This window comes from Photobacterium sp. DA100 (genome assembly GCF_029223585.1).
Taxonomy (GTDB): domain Bacteria; phylum Pseudomonadota; class Gammaproteobacteria; order Enterobacterales; family Vibrionaceae; genus Photobacterium.
Window position 1 is genome coordinate 774,386 of record NZ_CP119423.1, and the last position, 14,189, is coordinate 788,574.

Annotated in this window: 17 protein-coding genes; 9 read left to right on the forward strand and 8 right to left on the reverse strand. The window is 53.7% G+C overall.

The window, feature by feature from the left end:
- The 5 genes from fliR to PTW35_RS04030 are packed head-to-tail and all read right to left on the reverse strand — an operon-like array spanning position 1 to position 2,982.
- Positions 1 to 792, reverse strand: a complete 792-nt coding sequence (gene fliR / locus PTW35_RS04010) for a flagellar biosynthetic protein FliR (protein ID WP_281026603.1) — start codon at positions 790 to 792, stop codon at positions 1 to 3.
- Complete coding sequence (fliQ, locus tag PTW35_RS04015) at positions 779 to 1,048, reverse strand: flagellar biosynthesis protein FliQ (RefSeq protein ID WP_281026604.1); 270 nt, start codon at positions 1,046 to 1,048, stop codon at positions 779 to 781. The genes fliR and fliQ overlap by 14 nt, the downstream gene beginning before the upstream one ends.
- Positions 1,048 to 1,830, reverse strand: coding sequence for a flagellar type III secretion system pore protein FliP (gene fliP / locus PTW35_RS04020; RefSeq protein ID WP_281026605.1), 783 nt, complete (start codon positions 1,828 to 1,830; stop codon positions 1,048 to 1,050). Before fliP ends, fliQ begins: the two co-directional genes overlap by 1 nt.
- Positions 1,805 to 2,185: a flagellar motor switch protein FliN gene (gene fliN / locus PTW35_RS04025; RefSeq protein WP_281026606.1), complete on the reverse strand. Its 381-nt coding sequence runs from the start codon at positions 2,183 to 2,185 to the stop codon at positions 1,805 to 1,807. The genes fliP and fliN overlap by 26 nt, the downstream gene beginning before the upstream one ends.
- A 2-nt stretch (positions 2,186 to 2,187) precedes the next feature.
- Positions 2,188 to 2,982, reverse strand: coding sequence for a FliM/FliN family flagellar motor C-terminal domain-containing protein (locus PTW35_RS04030; RefSeq protein WP_281026607.1), 795 nt, complete (start codon positions 2,980 to 2,982; stop codon positions 2,188 to 2,190).
- A gap of 761 nt (positions 2,983 to 3,743) precedes the next feature.
- Here PTW35_RS04030 and PTW35_RS04035 point away from each other — a divergent pair.
- Genes PTW35_RS04035 through fliJ form a run of 8 tightly spaced genes read left to right on the forward strand, consistent with a single transcriptional unit; the run spans position 3,744 to position 11,875 of the window.
- Complete coding sequence (locus PTW35_RS04035) at positions 3,744 to 4,610, forward strand: OmpA family protein (RefSeq protein ID WP_281026608.1); 867 nt, start codon at positions 3,744 to 3,746, stop codon at positions 4,608 to 4,610.
- Positions 4,607 to 5,974: a sigma-54 dependent transcriptional regulator gene (locus PTW35_RS04040; protein ID WP_281026609.1), complete on the forward strand. Its 1,368-nt coding sequence runs from the start codon at positions 4,607 to 4,609 to the stop codon at positions 5,972 to 5,974. The genes PTW35_RS04035 and PTW35_RS04040 overlap by 4 nt, the downstream gene beginning before the upstream one ends.
- A gap of 17 nt (positions 5,975 to 5,991) precedes the next feature.
- The gene (gene fliE, locus PTW35_RS04045; RefSeq protein WP_281026610.1) at positions 5,992 to 6,324 is read left to right on the forward strand and encodes a flagellar hook-basal body complex protein FliE; all 333 of its coding nucleotides are present in this window, start codon (positions 5,992 to 5,994) and stop codon (positions 6,322 to 6,324) included.
- Positions 6,325 to 6,334: 10 nt separating this feature from the next.
- On the forward strand, positions 6,335 to 8,089 hold the full coding sequence (fliF, locus tag PTW35_RS04050) for a flagellar basal-body MS-ring/collar protein FliF (protein WP_281026611.1): 1,755 nt from the start codon (positions 6,335 to 6,337) through the stop codon (positions 8,087 to 8,089).
- Positions 8,076 to 9,107 carry a FliG C-terminal domain-containing protein gene (locus PTW35_RS04055; RefSeq protein WP_281026612.1) on the forward strand — a complete coding sequence of 344 codons (1,032 nt, stop codon included), beginning with the start codon at positions 8,076 to 8,078 and terminating at the stop codon, positions 9,105 to 9,107. The genes fliF and PTW35_RS04055 overlap by 14 nt, the downstream gene beginning before the upstream one ends.
- A gap of 2 nt (positions 9,108 to 9,109) precedes the next feature.
- Positions 9,110 to 10,117 (forward strand): flagellar assembly protein FliH, encoded by a 1,008-nt coding sequence (gene fliH / locus PTW35_RS04060; RefSeq protein ID WP_281026613.1) that lies wholly within the window; start codon positions 9,110 to 9,112, stop codon positions 10,115 to 10,117.
- Positions 10,114 to 11,454 (forward strand): flagellar protein export ATPase FliI, encoded by a 1,341-nt coding sequence (gene fliI / locus PTW35_RS04065; protein ID WP_281026614.1) that lies wholly within the window; start codon positions 10,114 to 10,116, stop codon positions 11,452 to 11,454. Before fliH ends, fliI begins: the two co-directional genes overlap by 4 nt.
- Positions 11,447 to 11,875 carry a flagellar export protein FliJ gene (gene fliJ, locus PTW35_RS04070; RefSeq protein ID WP_281026615.1) on the forward strand — a complete coding sequence of 143 codons (429 nt, stop codon included), beginning with the start codon at positions 11,447 to 11,449 and terminating at the stop codon, positions 11,873 to 11,875. Before fliI ends, fliJ begins: the two co-directional genes overlap by 8 nt.
- Before the next feature lie 110 nt (positions 11,876 to 11,985).
- On the opposite strand, the gene flgN is transcribed toward fliJ, so the two are convergent.
- From flgN to flgA, 3 genes are all read right to left on the reverse strand, one after another.
- Positions 11,986 to 12,420, reverse strand: coding sequence for a flagellar export chaperone FlgN (gene flgN, locus PTW35_RS04075; protein ID WP_281026616.1), 435 nt, complete (start codon positions 12,418 to 12,420; stop codon positions 11,986 to 11,988).
- Positions 12,421 to 12,472: 52 nt separating this feature from the next.
- The gene (flgM, locus tag PTW35_RS04080) at positions 12,473 to 12,784 is read right to left on the reverse strand and encodes a flagellar biosynthesis anti-sigma factor FlgM (protein WP_281026617.1); all 312 of its coding nucleotides are present in this window, start codon (positions 12,782 to 12,784) and stop codon (positions 12,473 to 12,475) included.
- A 68-nt stretch (positions 12,785 to 12,852) separates the two neighbouring features.
- Complete coding sequence (gene flgA, locus PTW35_RS04085) at positions 12,853 to 13,605, reverse strand: flagellar basal body P-ring formation chaperone FlgA (RefSeq protein ID WP_281026618.1); 753 nt, start codon at positions 13,603 to 13,605, stop codon at positions 12,853 to 12,855.
- Positions 13,606 to 13,817: 212 nt separating this feature from the next.
- Here flgA and flgB point away from each other — a divergent pair, with 212 nt between their 5' ends.
- Entirely contained in the window at positions 13,818 to 14,183 is a 366-nt protein-coding gene (flgB, locus tag PTW35_RS04090; RefSeq protein WP_281026619.1) for a flagellar basal body rod protein FlgB, read from the forward strand.
- Positions 14,184 to 14,189 lie beyond the last annotated feature (6 nt).

The following is a 14,189-nucleotide window of genomic DNA, read 5'->3' on the forward strand; positions in this document are numbered from 1 at the left end:
CTAGTATCCTCCCATCAGGCGCATCTCGGCCAAAATTTGGTGGCACAGCTCGGCGTAAATGCCCGGCAGCCCCGAGGTTGACAGCAATACCGCGCACAGGCCGAGCATCATCGACATCGGAAAGCCCAAGGCAAAGACGTTCAGCGAGGGGGCGGCACGGTTCATCACCCCGAAAGTCAGGTTGACGGTCAGCATGGCAGCAATGGTTGGCAGGGCGATGGTCACCGCTGCGGTCATCATCCAGCCGAACAGGTCAATCAGGCGGGCAAAGGAGGCTACGTCAAAGCCGCCTCCGACCGGGAAGCGGGCAAAGCTCTGAATCACAATATCCACCGCGACCAGGTGGCCATCCAAGGCCAGAAACAACAAGGTGGTGAACATCAAAAAGTAGTTGCCCAGCAGGGCGACAGTGACCCCGTTGGCCGGGTCGTTCATCATTGCCATACCCAATCCCATTTGCATCGACATGATTTGGCCGACCATCGCCATGGCCGCAAACAGGAACTGCAGGCACATACCGAGCAGGGCGCCGATTGCCAATTGTTCCCCAGCCAGTACTAAGGCTTTGAGCGAGACGGGATCGACCGCAGGCATTGGCGGCAGAAGCGGTGCGCAAACCAAGGAGATAGACAGTGCCAGCAGCAGCCGGGTCCGGTTGTTGATATGTGCATTGCCGATAAAAGGCATGGTCATGAAGGCGGCCGAGATGCGAAAAAACGGCCACCACAACTGGCCGGCCATCGCCGTGATCTCGGCAAAGGTCAGGTTGACCAGGCTGTCAGCTAACGACATTGGCAATGGTGTGGAATAGCAAGGTGAAGAAATCGCTGATGTTGCGCAGCAGCCAAGGGCCGGCGAAGATCAGCATCAGCAGCGTGGTGAGCAGCCTTGGCAGAAAGCTCATGGTCTGTTCATTGATTTGGGTGGTCGCCTGGAAGACCGCCACTACCAGGCCAACCAGCAGGCTCGGGCCAATCAAGATGACCACCATCGAGATGATCATATAGATGGCATCGGCATATAGGTTAGCCGTTGCTTCAACCCCCATCACAAGCCTCCGAAACTGGCTGTCAGGCTGCCGACGGTCATGGTCCAGCCATCGACCATGACAAACACCATCAATTTGAAGGGTAGCGAGATGATAAGCGGCGACAGCATCATCATACCCATCGCCATCAGCACACTGGCGACCACAATATCGATAATGAGAAAAGGAATGAATAGCATAAAACCGATTTGGAAAGCAGTTCTGAGCTCACTGAGCACGAATGCTGGCATCAGCACGGCAAAGCTGATTTCATCCGGTTCGAGATCAAGCGGGTCGCCGGCTATACGAAGCATCTGCTCGAGAGAGTTCTCGTAGGTCTGCGCCAGCATAAAGGCCCGAACGGGCTTTTCCGCCGTTGCGACTGCCTGCTGAAGAGTGATGTTACCCTGCTCGTAAGGCACATAGGCGTCGGTATAGATAGGGTCCCAAACCGGCTTCATCAGCAGCATGGTCAGGGTGAGGCCGATGCCGATCAGAATCCGGTTTGGGGGACTTTGCTGCAGGCCCAATGCCTGGCGCAGGATGGCCAGTACCACAATGATCCGGGTAAAGCTGGTCATCATCAGCAGCATTGAAGGCAGAAAGCTCAATGCTGTCATCAGCAGCAAGATCTGAACCTTGACCGAGTACTCTTGGCTGCTGTCGCCGTCGAAGACTGACATAAATGCAATCCCCTGATCAGCCAATGCTTGGCCGGAGAAGCCAAGCATTAGCGCCAAGAGAGGAAGGAATTTCAGCCAGGCCGGCATAGGGCGCTTATGCGGTAACGTCATGCAGTGCATCTTCGGCAATGTCAGTAAGGCGCAGGCCGTACTTGTCGTTGACCACCACGACCTCGGCGTGGCCCAGCAGGCGGCCGTTAACCTTGACGTCCAGCGGCTCGCCATTGAGCTTGTCGAGCTCAATGACCGAGTTAGGGCCGACGGTAAGCAACTCACCCAGGGCGATATCGGTACTGGCGACTTCCAGAGTCACCGTTACAGGAATCTGGCGGAAAAAGCCAAGATCGCGCGGTGCCTGCGAGGCTGCGGTATTGTCCAAGGTTTCTGAGGCCGCGGGAGTGTCGAAGATATCTGCGACATCGGCATCGATGTTGAGATCGCCATCAAGGAGATGTTGGATGTTTTGTTCATTCATAGTCAGTTTCGCTCCTGAGGAGTAATGTTATCAATAACTTGCAGGACAAGATGGCCGTTGCGCTCAACAATATGGGCTTGGTAAAGCGGTAGCGTCCCAGCATGAACATCGACAACTTCTTGGATTTCGGTGGAAATGATGTCGCCAACGTTTAGGTTGATGACTTGATCGAGGGTCAGGGTCTGGCGGCTCAGTACCGCACTGAGCCGGAGAGGAACCTGTTTGAGGTGCATCTCCCTTAGGCTTTCAACTTTGGCCGGTTCGGTCTGGGAAACGACGTCCTGTGCTGTCAGTTGCAGCAAGAGATCATCATCGAGATGAAGGTGGATCTCACCATGACTATCTTCAATCTGGATAGCGAACTTGGCATGAAGCACCCCATTGCTGAACTTCACTTGCTCCGATGACACTTGCCACTGGTGGCTGATTTGGTTTAGCAGGGTAGCGGCCAGCCTGGCTTGAACCCGTTTTTCACTGGCGTTCATCGGCGGCGCTTTGAACACCGTGTTGGCACTCGCTTCTGGCTCCTCGCCCGCGGCTTGGTTTTCAGCCGCCGCCTCGGTTTTCCCATCAGCAATATCGGTTGCTTCGGCTTTGCCCTGATGTGAAAAGTCGGGGGTGCCACCATAGAATGCTTCGGCAATAAGGTGGGTCAGCGGTTGAGAAATACTAATAAGGCACTGACCATCAAATTGATTGTGGGTAAAGCAAATAGGTTCTCTATCTTTTATTTCCTGGTAACTAACATCCAAGCCATAGCTGAGAAGTTTGACATGACAGTCTGTTCGGCGAGTCATGCTATTAAGCGTTTGCTCAAGCACTTTTACTGACTGAGAAATATAGGGAGATAAAGACTGTTGAGCAGCATTTAATGGCCTTCCTAATGAACGGATGTCGATAGGAAATACATTTTTTGAACTATGTATATTCCTCGGCTTGGTTTTATTCTTGCTAATGCTCGGTTTCATTAATAATCCCGAAGATATAAAAGTTAAAATTGATTGCTGAATATGCTCAGTTATTTGCATGTATCGATTAGGCGGTTATTTCTAACAGTATTGATTCAACATTTCAAATGCTTAAAAAAGTTTGTCAAAACAAAGCAAATTAAATTTATTAAATGAAATATTAGAAAAATAATGAATCAAGATCACAAATCCATTTAGTTTTTCAATAATGGAGAATTTTTGCTTGTCTTATAAATGTGCGCTACTGCATAGTTTTTCGGCTTGTTTGTAGTCATTTGGTTTCCGTGGTGGTTGTTTTGTTGTTATTTTGTTGTGGTTATGTAAAATCTGGCTTGTTGTAACAAAAGTTGAAATTGTGATCTTAACCCAATCAAAATAAATGGCTTAGATTACTGCCTAGTAAATCAATTAAATGCTGCCTAATATCCACCCGTAATGTCTTGCTTTATTGACAAATATAATAATTAAGGTGCTTTGTTGCATATGAATTGCGCAAAATAAAAGCAATGACACTTTTGTAAGCATTTCTAGTCATACTTGTTATCAAGTTGGGACGAGTATTTTTTTACCAGTTAGGCAATATGTTTTATATGAAAGCAATCAAATCAACAGCAATGCTTTCTTTGTTAGTTTTTTTATCAACTAGTGCTCAGGCAAAAAACATTCAAGCGCCGTTGGATAAAGTGGATTGGCAATTCTCAGGAGATCGCTTTTCTTGCAAATTAACAAAGAAACTCAAGTTTGATGGCAGTGTTGCGTTTATTGCAAACTCTGCTCAACCCTATTCGGTCTCATTTGCGAGTACCCAGCGACCTTATTTTGTCGATGAGGTGAAATTAAGCGTCAATTTTTCGCCGTGGGAGTTAAACCCGGAAACGACAACCTTGCTCGATGGTCACGATGTGGATCCGCACGGGCTGACTTTTAGCGGCTCGGAAGCGCTCCACTACTTGCTCAATGAAATGGAAAAAGGAGCCTGGGCGCAAATTAAGGTTCGTGACAGCCAGCATCAGGAAGAGAAAGTATGGGATATTCCGTCCGTCAATTTTTCTGATTCATATCAAGAGTTTAAGTCTTGCGTGGCAGCGTTGCTGCCAATGGGCTTCGAGCAGGCGAAAGACAACACATTTTTCTTTTCCAGCAACGATACCATGCTGGGGGACGAGCAGCGACAAACGCTCAGTGACATCGTGCGGTATATCCGCTATGACCAGCGTGTAGCGGCGCTTCTGATTGATGGCCATACCGATCTGACCGGAAGAACGCTGGATAACCTCTGGCTTTCGCGCCAGCGTGCCCAAGCTGTTGCTGATGAACTCGTGGCAATGGGGATCGATCGCCAGCTTATTCAGTTGCGTGCCCATGGACAGCGCTATCCCGTTGCACAAGGAACAGGGACAAACGCCAATCAGCAGAACCGTCGTGTTCAGCTACGAATAGTCAAGGAGGGAGTATGAGAGCTGGCAATGTGATTTTTGCTCATCGTTGCCTGGTTCACGCTGCTGCAGCCATCAAGATCCTCACCGCCGAGGGATATCAGGTGTGCAATGTGTCAACGGCTGCAGGTGCCATTGCCAAGTTAAGTGAACATCAAGACAGTCTCTTGTTCGTTGCCGATAACCTTTCGGATATGGGCATGCTCGAAACCATCAAGCAGGTGAAGCAAACGCAACCGAACACCATGGTGGTGGCCATAGTTGATTACCAGCAGAGCAAGTTAGCCAGTGATGCGATACAGGCTGGGGCTGATGATTATTTGCTGCAGCCCTACCAGCCCGAGCAAATTATCTCTTTGATGACGCGGAACAAGACGGTTCAGTCCCCCCAGCGTGATGTTGTGGCCAGCAGCCGGCGTAGCCTTCAGGTGCTGCAAATGGCCCACCGTGCAGCACAAACCGATGCAACGGTGCTGATCACCGGAGAGTCCGGCACCGGCAAGGAAGTGCTGGCGCGATATGTCCACGATAACTCGCCTCGCAGCGCAGGGCCGTTTGTTGCCATTAATTGCGCGGCGATCCCCGAGAGTATGCTGGAAGCGGTGTTGTTCGGCCATATCAAAGGGGCATTTACCGGGGCAACCCACAGCCAGGCCGGCAAGTTCGAAGAGGCTAACGGTGGCACTCTGCTGCTGGATGAGATTGGAGAGATGCCCCCGGCCCTGCAGGCGAAGCTGCTGCGTGTGCTGCAGGAGCGTCAGGTCGAGCGGCTGGGCAGCCATCGTTCGATTGCACTGGATATTCGGGTGATTGCCGCGACCAATGTTGATTTGCAGCAAGCGGTTGCCGAGCGACGGTTCCGCCAGGATCTGTACTACCGCTTGGATGTGCTGCCACTGCAATGGCCACCACTGCGTGAGCGCCGGGAAGATATTTTGCCATTGGCTGATCACTTTATCCGCAAGCTCAATGCCGGTTGCATGGAGTCTTGCAGCCTCTCGCAAGAGGCCCAGCAGGTTCTGCTGCGTTATAGCTGGCCGGGCAATATCCGCGAGTTGGAAAATACCATTCAGCGTGCTTTGGTGATGCGCCATGGCCACTGGATCACCGCACAGGATCTGATGCTCAACGACATGCTCAGTACCATGGTGGAAGGGGCGATCTCCGAGGTGGTGGAAGATGCCAAGCAAGCGCTCAAGCAAAGCCGAAAGAACGCCGAGCACCAGTTTATTCTCGAAACCCTTGCTCGCTTCAATGGCAAACGTAACGACACTGCAGAAGCGCTGGGGATGTCGACCCGAGCGCTGCGATACAAGATTGCCGCCATGCGTGAGCAAGGGATCAACATCGATTCTTACATTCATCAATCAGGCACTGCGGCATAAGGATAAGGACGGACACGATGTCGAATCAAATTTCAATGATGCAGAGCGAGATGCTGCAGCGCATGGAGGTTATGCGTTCGCAGGCCCAGGCGGGTTCTCAGGTCTCGGTAAATCTCTCGCATCCGCCAACCGGTAATTTTCAGGCGGCAATGAAACAAGCCGTGCGCCGGGTAGACAACCAGCAGCATATTGCCCATCAGATGACGACGGATGTGGATGCCGGGCGCTCTGATGATTTGGTCGGCGCTATGGTCGCCAGCCAAAAAGCCAGTATTTCTTTTTCAGCATTGACACAGGTAAGGAATAAGATCCTGGCTGCCTATGACGATGTACTGAAGATGCCTCTGTAGTGAGAAAAAAATGAGTACAACAGTAGCTGAAAACCCAGAACAGGCACCATCAAGCAAATGGCTGTCATATAAAGAAAAAATCCAACAGCGATTGGACGGTAAATACAAGAACGTAGCCCTTATTACGGCGTTGGCAGTACTGGTATCGCTGTTTATCGTGGTGGCGATGTGGACCCAGACCAGCCCTTATAGACCGTTGTATGGTACCCAGGAGCGCTATGACAATAGCGAGATCCTCTCGGTGCTGGAGCAGGAGAAGATCAAGTTCCAGCTTGATAACCAGTCAGGGCAGATCATGGTGCCAGCGAACCGTTTGGCCGATGCCAGGATCCTTCTTGCTGCGCGTGGCGTAAAGGCCAAGTTGCCTGAAGGGTTGGAGATCCTTGATCGTAGCTCTGGTCTTGGTACCAGTCAGTTTATTGAAAATGCCCGCTACCGTCAGGGACTGGAAGGCGAGCTGGCGCGTACCATCTTGGCTATCCGAGCGGTGAACCATGCCCGCGTGCACTTGGCGATCCCAAACAGAACCCTGTTCGTGGGGATCAATGAAGAGAAGCCATCGGCGGCGGTCATGCTCGAGCTTGAGCCTGGCATGCAGCTTGACCAGCCACAGGTGGAAGCGATCGTCAATTTGGTCAGCGGCAGTATCACCGGAATGGCAACCGATGCGGTATCGGTGGTCGATCAATACGGCAATCTGCTGAGTGCCGATTTAGCTTTGGGCCAGCAGTCTCAGATCAATGTGCGTTTCCACGAGCTGCAGCAACGGGTAGAGCGTGACATTGTCCGTCGAGCGGGCGATATGCTGGCCCCGTTGCTGGGAGTCGGTAATTTCCGGGTGCAGGTCGCGGCGACGCTTAACTTCGATCAAAGTGAAGAGACCCATGAATCGATTGATAGTGATCCGGTGCTGCGGACAGAGTTCACCAAGCAAGACAATACCCAGGGCCAGCTGGCAATCGGGATCCCGGGCGCGCTGAGCAATCAGCCGACGGGAGAAGAGGGCAATACTAACAATGAAACACGAAATGAGCGTGCTGAGCTAAGTCGCCAGTACGATGTGGGCCGCAAGGTTCGCCATACCCGCCACGCCCAGGGTGGTATTGAAATGTTATCCGTCTCAGTGTTGCTCAATGACAATGTTCAAGAACAAGGTTGGCAACAAGCACAGTTGGAGCAAATAGCTCAAATGGTTAAAGATTCCGTTGGATTTGTCGCTGAACGAGGAGATCAGTTCAGCCTGCATGCATTTAATTTTGCCCGTGCAGTAGAGACCGCACCGGTTGAAACCCCGTGGTGGCACGATCAGCAGCTGCTGTTGCTGGCGAAATATGGTGTTTACGCCTTCCTGGGGTTGTCATTCATTATTCTTGTTCTGCGTCCATTGGTGAAGGCATTGCAACGTCCTGCGCCGATGACCACGGCACTGGCTGCCACGTCGGCAGGGGTTGAGATGGCGACAGGCGAGACGCTGGCTAGCGCCGATCCGGTCGCGGCGTTCAAGCCTGCCAGCATTAGCCCTGCCGGGGGAAGCGAGCAGGATCTGGCCGATGCGCTGCTGGATTCGATTGCCCAGGGCGGCATGGTGGCAGAGGAAAGTCTGTCAGTGTCGTCCGAAGAGTTGGATTTTGACCTGTCGACGCTGCCACCGCCGGGCTCCGAGCTTGAGGTACAGGTGAAGCACCTGCAGAAATTGACAGAAGTCGAGCCAGAGCGTGTTGCAGAAGTTATCAAGAAGTGGGTGAATAGCAATGAGTCTAAGTAATTTTAGCCACCTGGCAGACGGTGAAGTGCTGCTGGAACCAATGGAGCAAACCGCGATCTTGCTGCTCAGCATGGGCGAGGAGTCGGCCTCTCAGGTCATGCGCCATATGTCCCGTGATGAGCTGCTAAAAGTCAGCCATGCCATGGCCCAGCAACCGGCTATTCGCAGTGTCGAGGCCCGCTTTGTCTTGCAGGGATTCTTTGAAGAGTTCCGTGCCCAATCGGGCATCAGCGGGGCGTCGCGCCCGTTCTTGCAACGCACCCTGGACAAAGCATTAGGTGGCCGTCTGGCCCGTAACCTGCTTGATACGATTTACGGGGACGAGATCCGTACCTCGATGCAGCGCCTGCAGTGGATCGAGCCAAAGCAACTTGCCAAATTCTTGAGGAATGAGCACATCCAGATGCAGGCGGTTTTCATTGCCTTCCTGCCACCGGACATTGCTTCCCAGGTACTGGTTGAGCTGTCGCAGGATGAACAGAAGGATGTGCTGCGTCGGATAGCAGTACTGACCGAAGTCAGCCGTGAAGTGGCCGTCGAGCTGCAGGATCTGGTCGACCGCTGTATCGACTTCCTGGCGGAGAACTCCGGTGCTGTGATTGAAGGCGAGAAGCAAGTTGCCGATATCATCAACCGTTACAGCGGTGATCAGCTCAGTCTGATGACCGCCCTTGAAGAGCATGACAACGAGTTGGCAGAGCGATTGAAGAACAAGATGTATGAGTTCTCTATTCTGACCCGTCAGCCGGAAGCGGTGCGCTTGCGGATCCTCGAAGAGATCCCAACCGATTTGCTGGCGATGGCATTGAAGGGGTCCGACTCATCACTGCGCAAGTCAATGCTCTCTATTTTGCCGCGTCGCATGCAGCAGTCGATGGAAGGGGAAATTGCCCAGCTAGGAAAAGTCTCCCTGCGCCAGGTGCAGGAGGCCCGTTCGGAAATCATGGACTATGTGCGTGAGCTGAATGAGTCCAAGGTGATCAGCCTGCAGCTATATCAAGAAACGACGGTGGAATAGAGATGTTTAGACGAAATAAGATTATGCGCCTGCAACCCAGTCAGTTTCGCAGTCATCGCTTTCCGCCTTTGGTTGACCCTGCGAGTTTGGCGCAGGCTCCGTTGCCGGCACACCCTCGGAAGGGATTGGAGTTTGGCGAGGGAATGGAGAATGGTTTTGATGACGGCCTTGGCTTGGGTGATGAGTTCGGCATGGATGAGCTGGGGTTTGATAACTTGGCGATGGACGAATTTGGCCTCGATGAAATGACTGAGGATGCCCGCTTGTTGGCGGGCATGGACCAAGAGCCGTTGCTCGCTGATCCTGCCGAGCGGCCGGGTCAGCCCGAAGACTTCCAGGCCCAGTTTAACCAAGGCTTCCAGCAGGGGATGACCCGAGGTCACGAAGAGGGGCTGCAGCAAGGTATCGAGCAGGGCCAGCATCAAGGTTTCGAGCAAGGATTGTTGCAGGGCCGTGAGCAAGGGATCGCGCAGGGGATTGAGGAAGGCAAGGCCCAGTTTGTCCAGGCGACCCTGCCTTTCGCCCGCATGCACCAGCAGGTGGCTGAGCTTTTTGCTGAGCACGAACGTCGCCAGCGCGAGCAGGTGTGTGAACTGGTGCAGAAGGTCGCTCAGCAGGTGATCCGCTGTGAACTCGCACTCCAGCCTCAGCAGATCTTGGCTCTGGTGGATGAAACACTCGAAAGTTTGCCGGGTGAGCCATTGGGCCTGAAGGTGAAAATGGCCAAGGAAGAGTTTACCCACCTAGAGAAAGTAGCCAGCGACAAAATCAGTGAGTGGAATATTGTCTGTGATGACACCCTGCGTCAGGGAGAGTGTCGCGTGGTGACCAAAAATGCCGAGGCCGATGCCGGATGCGAGCAGCGTCTAGAGACTTGCATGTCGGCGGTAAAGGGGCACCTGCTCGATGAGCAAGTGGTGGTGGAAAACAATAGCGAAGCCGATCCCCAGGGTTGTGAGCGAGCCGGCTCGACCGAACAAACGGGTGGAGCGATCAGGCAGGCATCATGAGCAACATAATCGATTACCGCCTGGAGCAAGCACTGGCCTCACTCGATTCTGTCCCGGTGGCGAAAGTCACCGGGCGGTTGGTGAAAGTGACCGGCCTGATGCTGGAAGCGGTGGGGTGCCGGCTGCTGACCGGGCAGCGTTGCTTGGTGGAGACCGGCAATGGCACCAAGATTGAAGCGCAGACGGTCGGGTTCAACCGGGATGTTGCTTATCTGATGCCCGTCAGCAATGCCTCGGGCTTGTTTTCAGGCGCCAAGGTTTGGCCACTCGACGGCGAGAGCCAGATCCGCATCGGACCGCAGTGGCTTGGCCGGGTGCTCAATGGTCTGGGCGAGCCCCTTGATCGGTTGGGGCCGGTGCTGGGCCAAGATGACATCAGCCTCGAAAGTGAAAATATCAACCCGATGTTACGGCGCCCGATTGATGGTGCGCTGGATGTGGGGATCAGAGCCATCAATAGCCTGCTGACGCTGGGCAAAGGCCAGCGGATAGGCCTGTTTGCTGGCAGCGGGGTGGGCAAAAGTGTTCTGCTGGGCATGATCACCCGCCAGACCAGCGCCGATGTGGTGGTGGTCGGCCTGATCGGTGAGCGTGGCCGCGAAGTGAAGGAATTTATCGAGCACTCCCTGGGGCCGGAAGGGTTGGCAAGGGCGGTGGTGATTGCCGCACCGGCGGACGAATCCCCCCTGATGCGTCTCCGTGCTTCTCAGCTTTGCCACCGGGTTGCGGAGTACTACCGCGATCAGGGCAAGGATGTGTTGCTGCTGATGGATTCGTTGACCCGCTTTGCCATGGCGCAGCGGGAAATCGCCCTTGCGTTGGGCGAACCACCTGCAACCAAGGGGTATCCGCCGTCGGTATTTAGTATGTTGCCGCAACTGGTTGAACGGGCGGGTAACAGTGCTTCGCAGCAGGGCAGCATGAGTGCTATCTATACCGTGCTCACGGAAGGGGATGACCAGCAAGATCCCATTGCCGACAGTGCCCGGGCAATCCTCGATGGCCATGTGGTTCTCAACCGCCAGCTGGCAGAGGCAGGGCATTATCCGGCCATTGATATCTCCCAGTCGATATCCCGTACCATGCCGCAAGTGGTGAGCAAGGAGCAGCTAGGCTATGCGATGCGTTTCAAGCGGCTTTACAGCCGTTACCAAGAGGTTCGCGAGCTGATCCCGCTGGGCGGTTACCAGCCGGGTAATGATCCGGAAATGGATCAGGCCGTGACGGCCCACCCCAAACTGGTGGCCTTCTTGCAACAGGCAATGGATGAACAGGCAGACTGGGAAACCGTGAATGGTCAAATGACCCAGTTGATACAGGAGCTAAATCTTGGCTAGGCAATCAAAAGCATTGGAGCGGTTTCGGCAGCTAAGGCAAGACGAGCTGGAAAAAATGGGCCAGCAGTACCAGCAAAAGCAGCAGGACTGCGCCCGCCACCTAGAAAAGCTGGAGCAGTTGGATGCGCTTTACGACTCTTGCCAGGTGGTCGCAGGGGAGACGGGGCTGGCCTGGGCCAATCGCTTTGCCCTGCGTGATCACCTCAAGCATCTGACTGAGATCCAAACCCAGACTCTGGCCCTGTCTCAGGCCGAGCAGTCGAGTTTGAAGCTGCATGTTGCCCGGCAGCATGTGAAGGTCAAGAGTTTGGATAGCGTGATTGAAAAGCGCCGTCAGCACCAACAGCAGCATGCGGCACGAAGTGAGCAGAAATTGATGGATGAAATGGCGATGCAACGGTTTATCCGCGCCAATTATTAGGTTGCAAAGCCGTCTCCTTAAAAAAGCACCGCAGCTTTCACTGCGGTGCTTTTTTATTGGTGGTCGTGAAAATCGATGGCCAGAAATGGCGCAATCTGGAAAGAGATGGCTTAGGCGGGCTGGTAGGTAGCATCACTGTCAGGGTGAAGCACTTGAGTCAGGATGTCTTGCTGCATCATCAACAGGCGGCTGTTGCGCTCGTTTTGTGCCATGCAGGTGTGAACGAGTTCCTTGAGCGTTTTCCATTTGCCGTTAACGGGTTGACGGTACTGGGCCGGTAGGGCTGCGATCAGGCGATTGATACTGTCAGGGTTGTTATCCATACCCAGTTGGCTTAGCAACCGCGTCCGTTGATCAGCGCGTCGTTGTAATTGTTGGAGTAAAAGCTGATGGGGCTCGGCCATCGCCGTGAGCTTATCGCCATTGCGGTGCAGCATATTGTAGTGCTGCACCTTCAATAGCTGATGGAGCTGCTGGTAATCAGCTAAATCACTTTGGATATCTTGAATAAAGCGCTTGATTATTGCGGTTGATTTTTGGCTCATGGTATTCAATTTCCGAGGTGTAAGACCGGTTATTAAGCGTAATGCCAACCAATTAATCGCGGCGGTGAGCACCGCGGATACTGGCTGCCAACCCGTCCAAGTCGACCTCGTAATTCCCGCTGGCCAGCAAAGTACGGATTTCGTTGACCTTCGCCATATCTACATCTGGGATGCGCTTAAGCTCCTGCTGGAGGCTGTCCAGGCTTTGGGCTTGGGCGCTGACATCGGCACTTGGCCTGGTCACTTGCGATACCGGTGCCGGTGACTTGGATATTGTATGATTGCTGGCCTCTTCTGAGGTTTTTTGTGTCTGGTTTTGGACTGCAGGCGCTAGCTGCAGACTCGCTTTGGTTGACTCGATCATGGCAAATTCCTGACTGTTTCTCCGATACTTTTGTTAAGCGACCAACTGAGCGAGATGATTAAATCAATTTAGAAAAGTGTGGTAACCAGGCCTGGCTTGGCTATCGCAGCTCTGATCACCTTGCCGGAGCTGGTATTTCTTACCCGTATCTGCTGTTCGGCATACCCACCCTCTAACGCAATACCCGGCGTGGTAGCGCTAAACTCTCCGTTGCTGGCTTGGATGATCACCTTGTCCCCGGCAGAAACCAGGTAGGCCGGGCTCAGATGAGAGGGGGAGAGTTGTTGGCCTCGGCGAATTTGCCGCAAGGCTCGCTGGCCGAGATAGCCCTCGGGCGAGGCAAAGAACTCGCGGTTGATGGTGGCGATATCGGTGGCTTTGAGAGTGATGTCCTCGGCGTTGAGCACCGTATCTTTACTGACGGTGTGGGCTGCAACCGCAACGGGCACGGTGACACTGACATCGGCTTGGACCGCCAGTTGCCAGGCGTCCGGCTGCGGGCAGCTGACCACAAACCGCAGCCGCCCTGCCGGGTAGCGGCGCCGGTCGACCCGCTCAATATCAAGCCCAGAGAGGCATTCTGCCAAGCGGTGGCTGCCGCCTGGCAGCCGCAGCGTGATCTCTGGCGTCGCGGGTGGCCAGCGGTGCTGTTTCGCCGCACCGCTGACCGCCTTTTCGATTGCCTCCGAGACCTGGCGCGTTATCTGGGCCTCGGCTGGGGTAGGCGCTTTTACTGGCTTGACGGGCCCACCCGCTCTGGCGGCGAGCGGCAGGGTTAGCAGTAAGGCGACGAGTGCTGGGTGATGGGGTATCTTGATCATTTTGTCCTTTTGTTCTTTCTTGCCATTGGCGCTTTCCTGATAGCGGAACGGCTTCCGCTTTGCCGTTTCCGCTCGCCTTCCTGTAACGGAAGTACCACTTCCGCTTTTGGTTTGGTGCTGCTTTTTATTGTTATAAATCAATAATTTAAAAGTTGGCACGTTATTTGTTAGTAAGAGGGCAGCTTAAGACCTCTTGCAATCAAGGACACCAAATGGGGATCAGTTTTGACAAAGCCCTCGGGATTCACCCGCACACTTTAAACCTTCGTACCGAGCGTGCCAAGGTGCTGGCCGGAAACTTGGCCAATGTGGATACACCGGGGTTCAAAGCGCGAGATTTTGATTTTCAGGCAGCGATAGCATCCGTGGAAGCGCAGAGTCTGGGGGGACAGGCACAGGTTCAGACGGCACCTGCGCTGCAATATCGTAACCCTTACAACAACTCGATGGATGGTAATACCGTTGAGCTGGGGGTGGAGCAGGCGCACTACGCCCAAAACGCCATGGATTTTGACACCAGCCTGACTTTTTTGAACATGAAATTTAAAGGGCTGGCGACAGCTATTCAAGGACAGTAATTCATT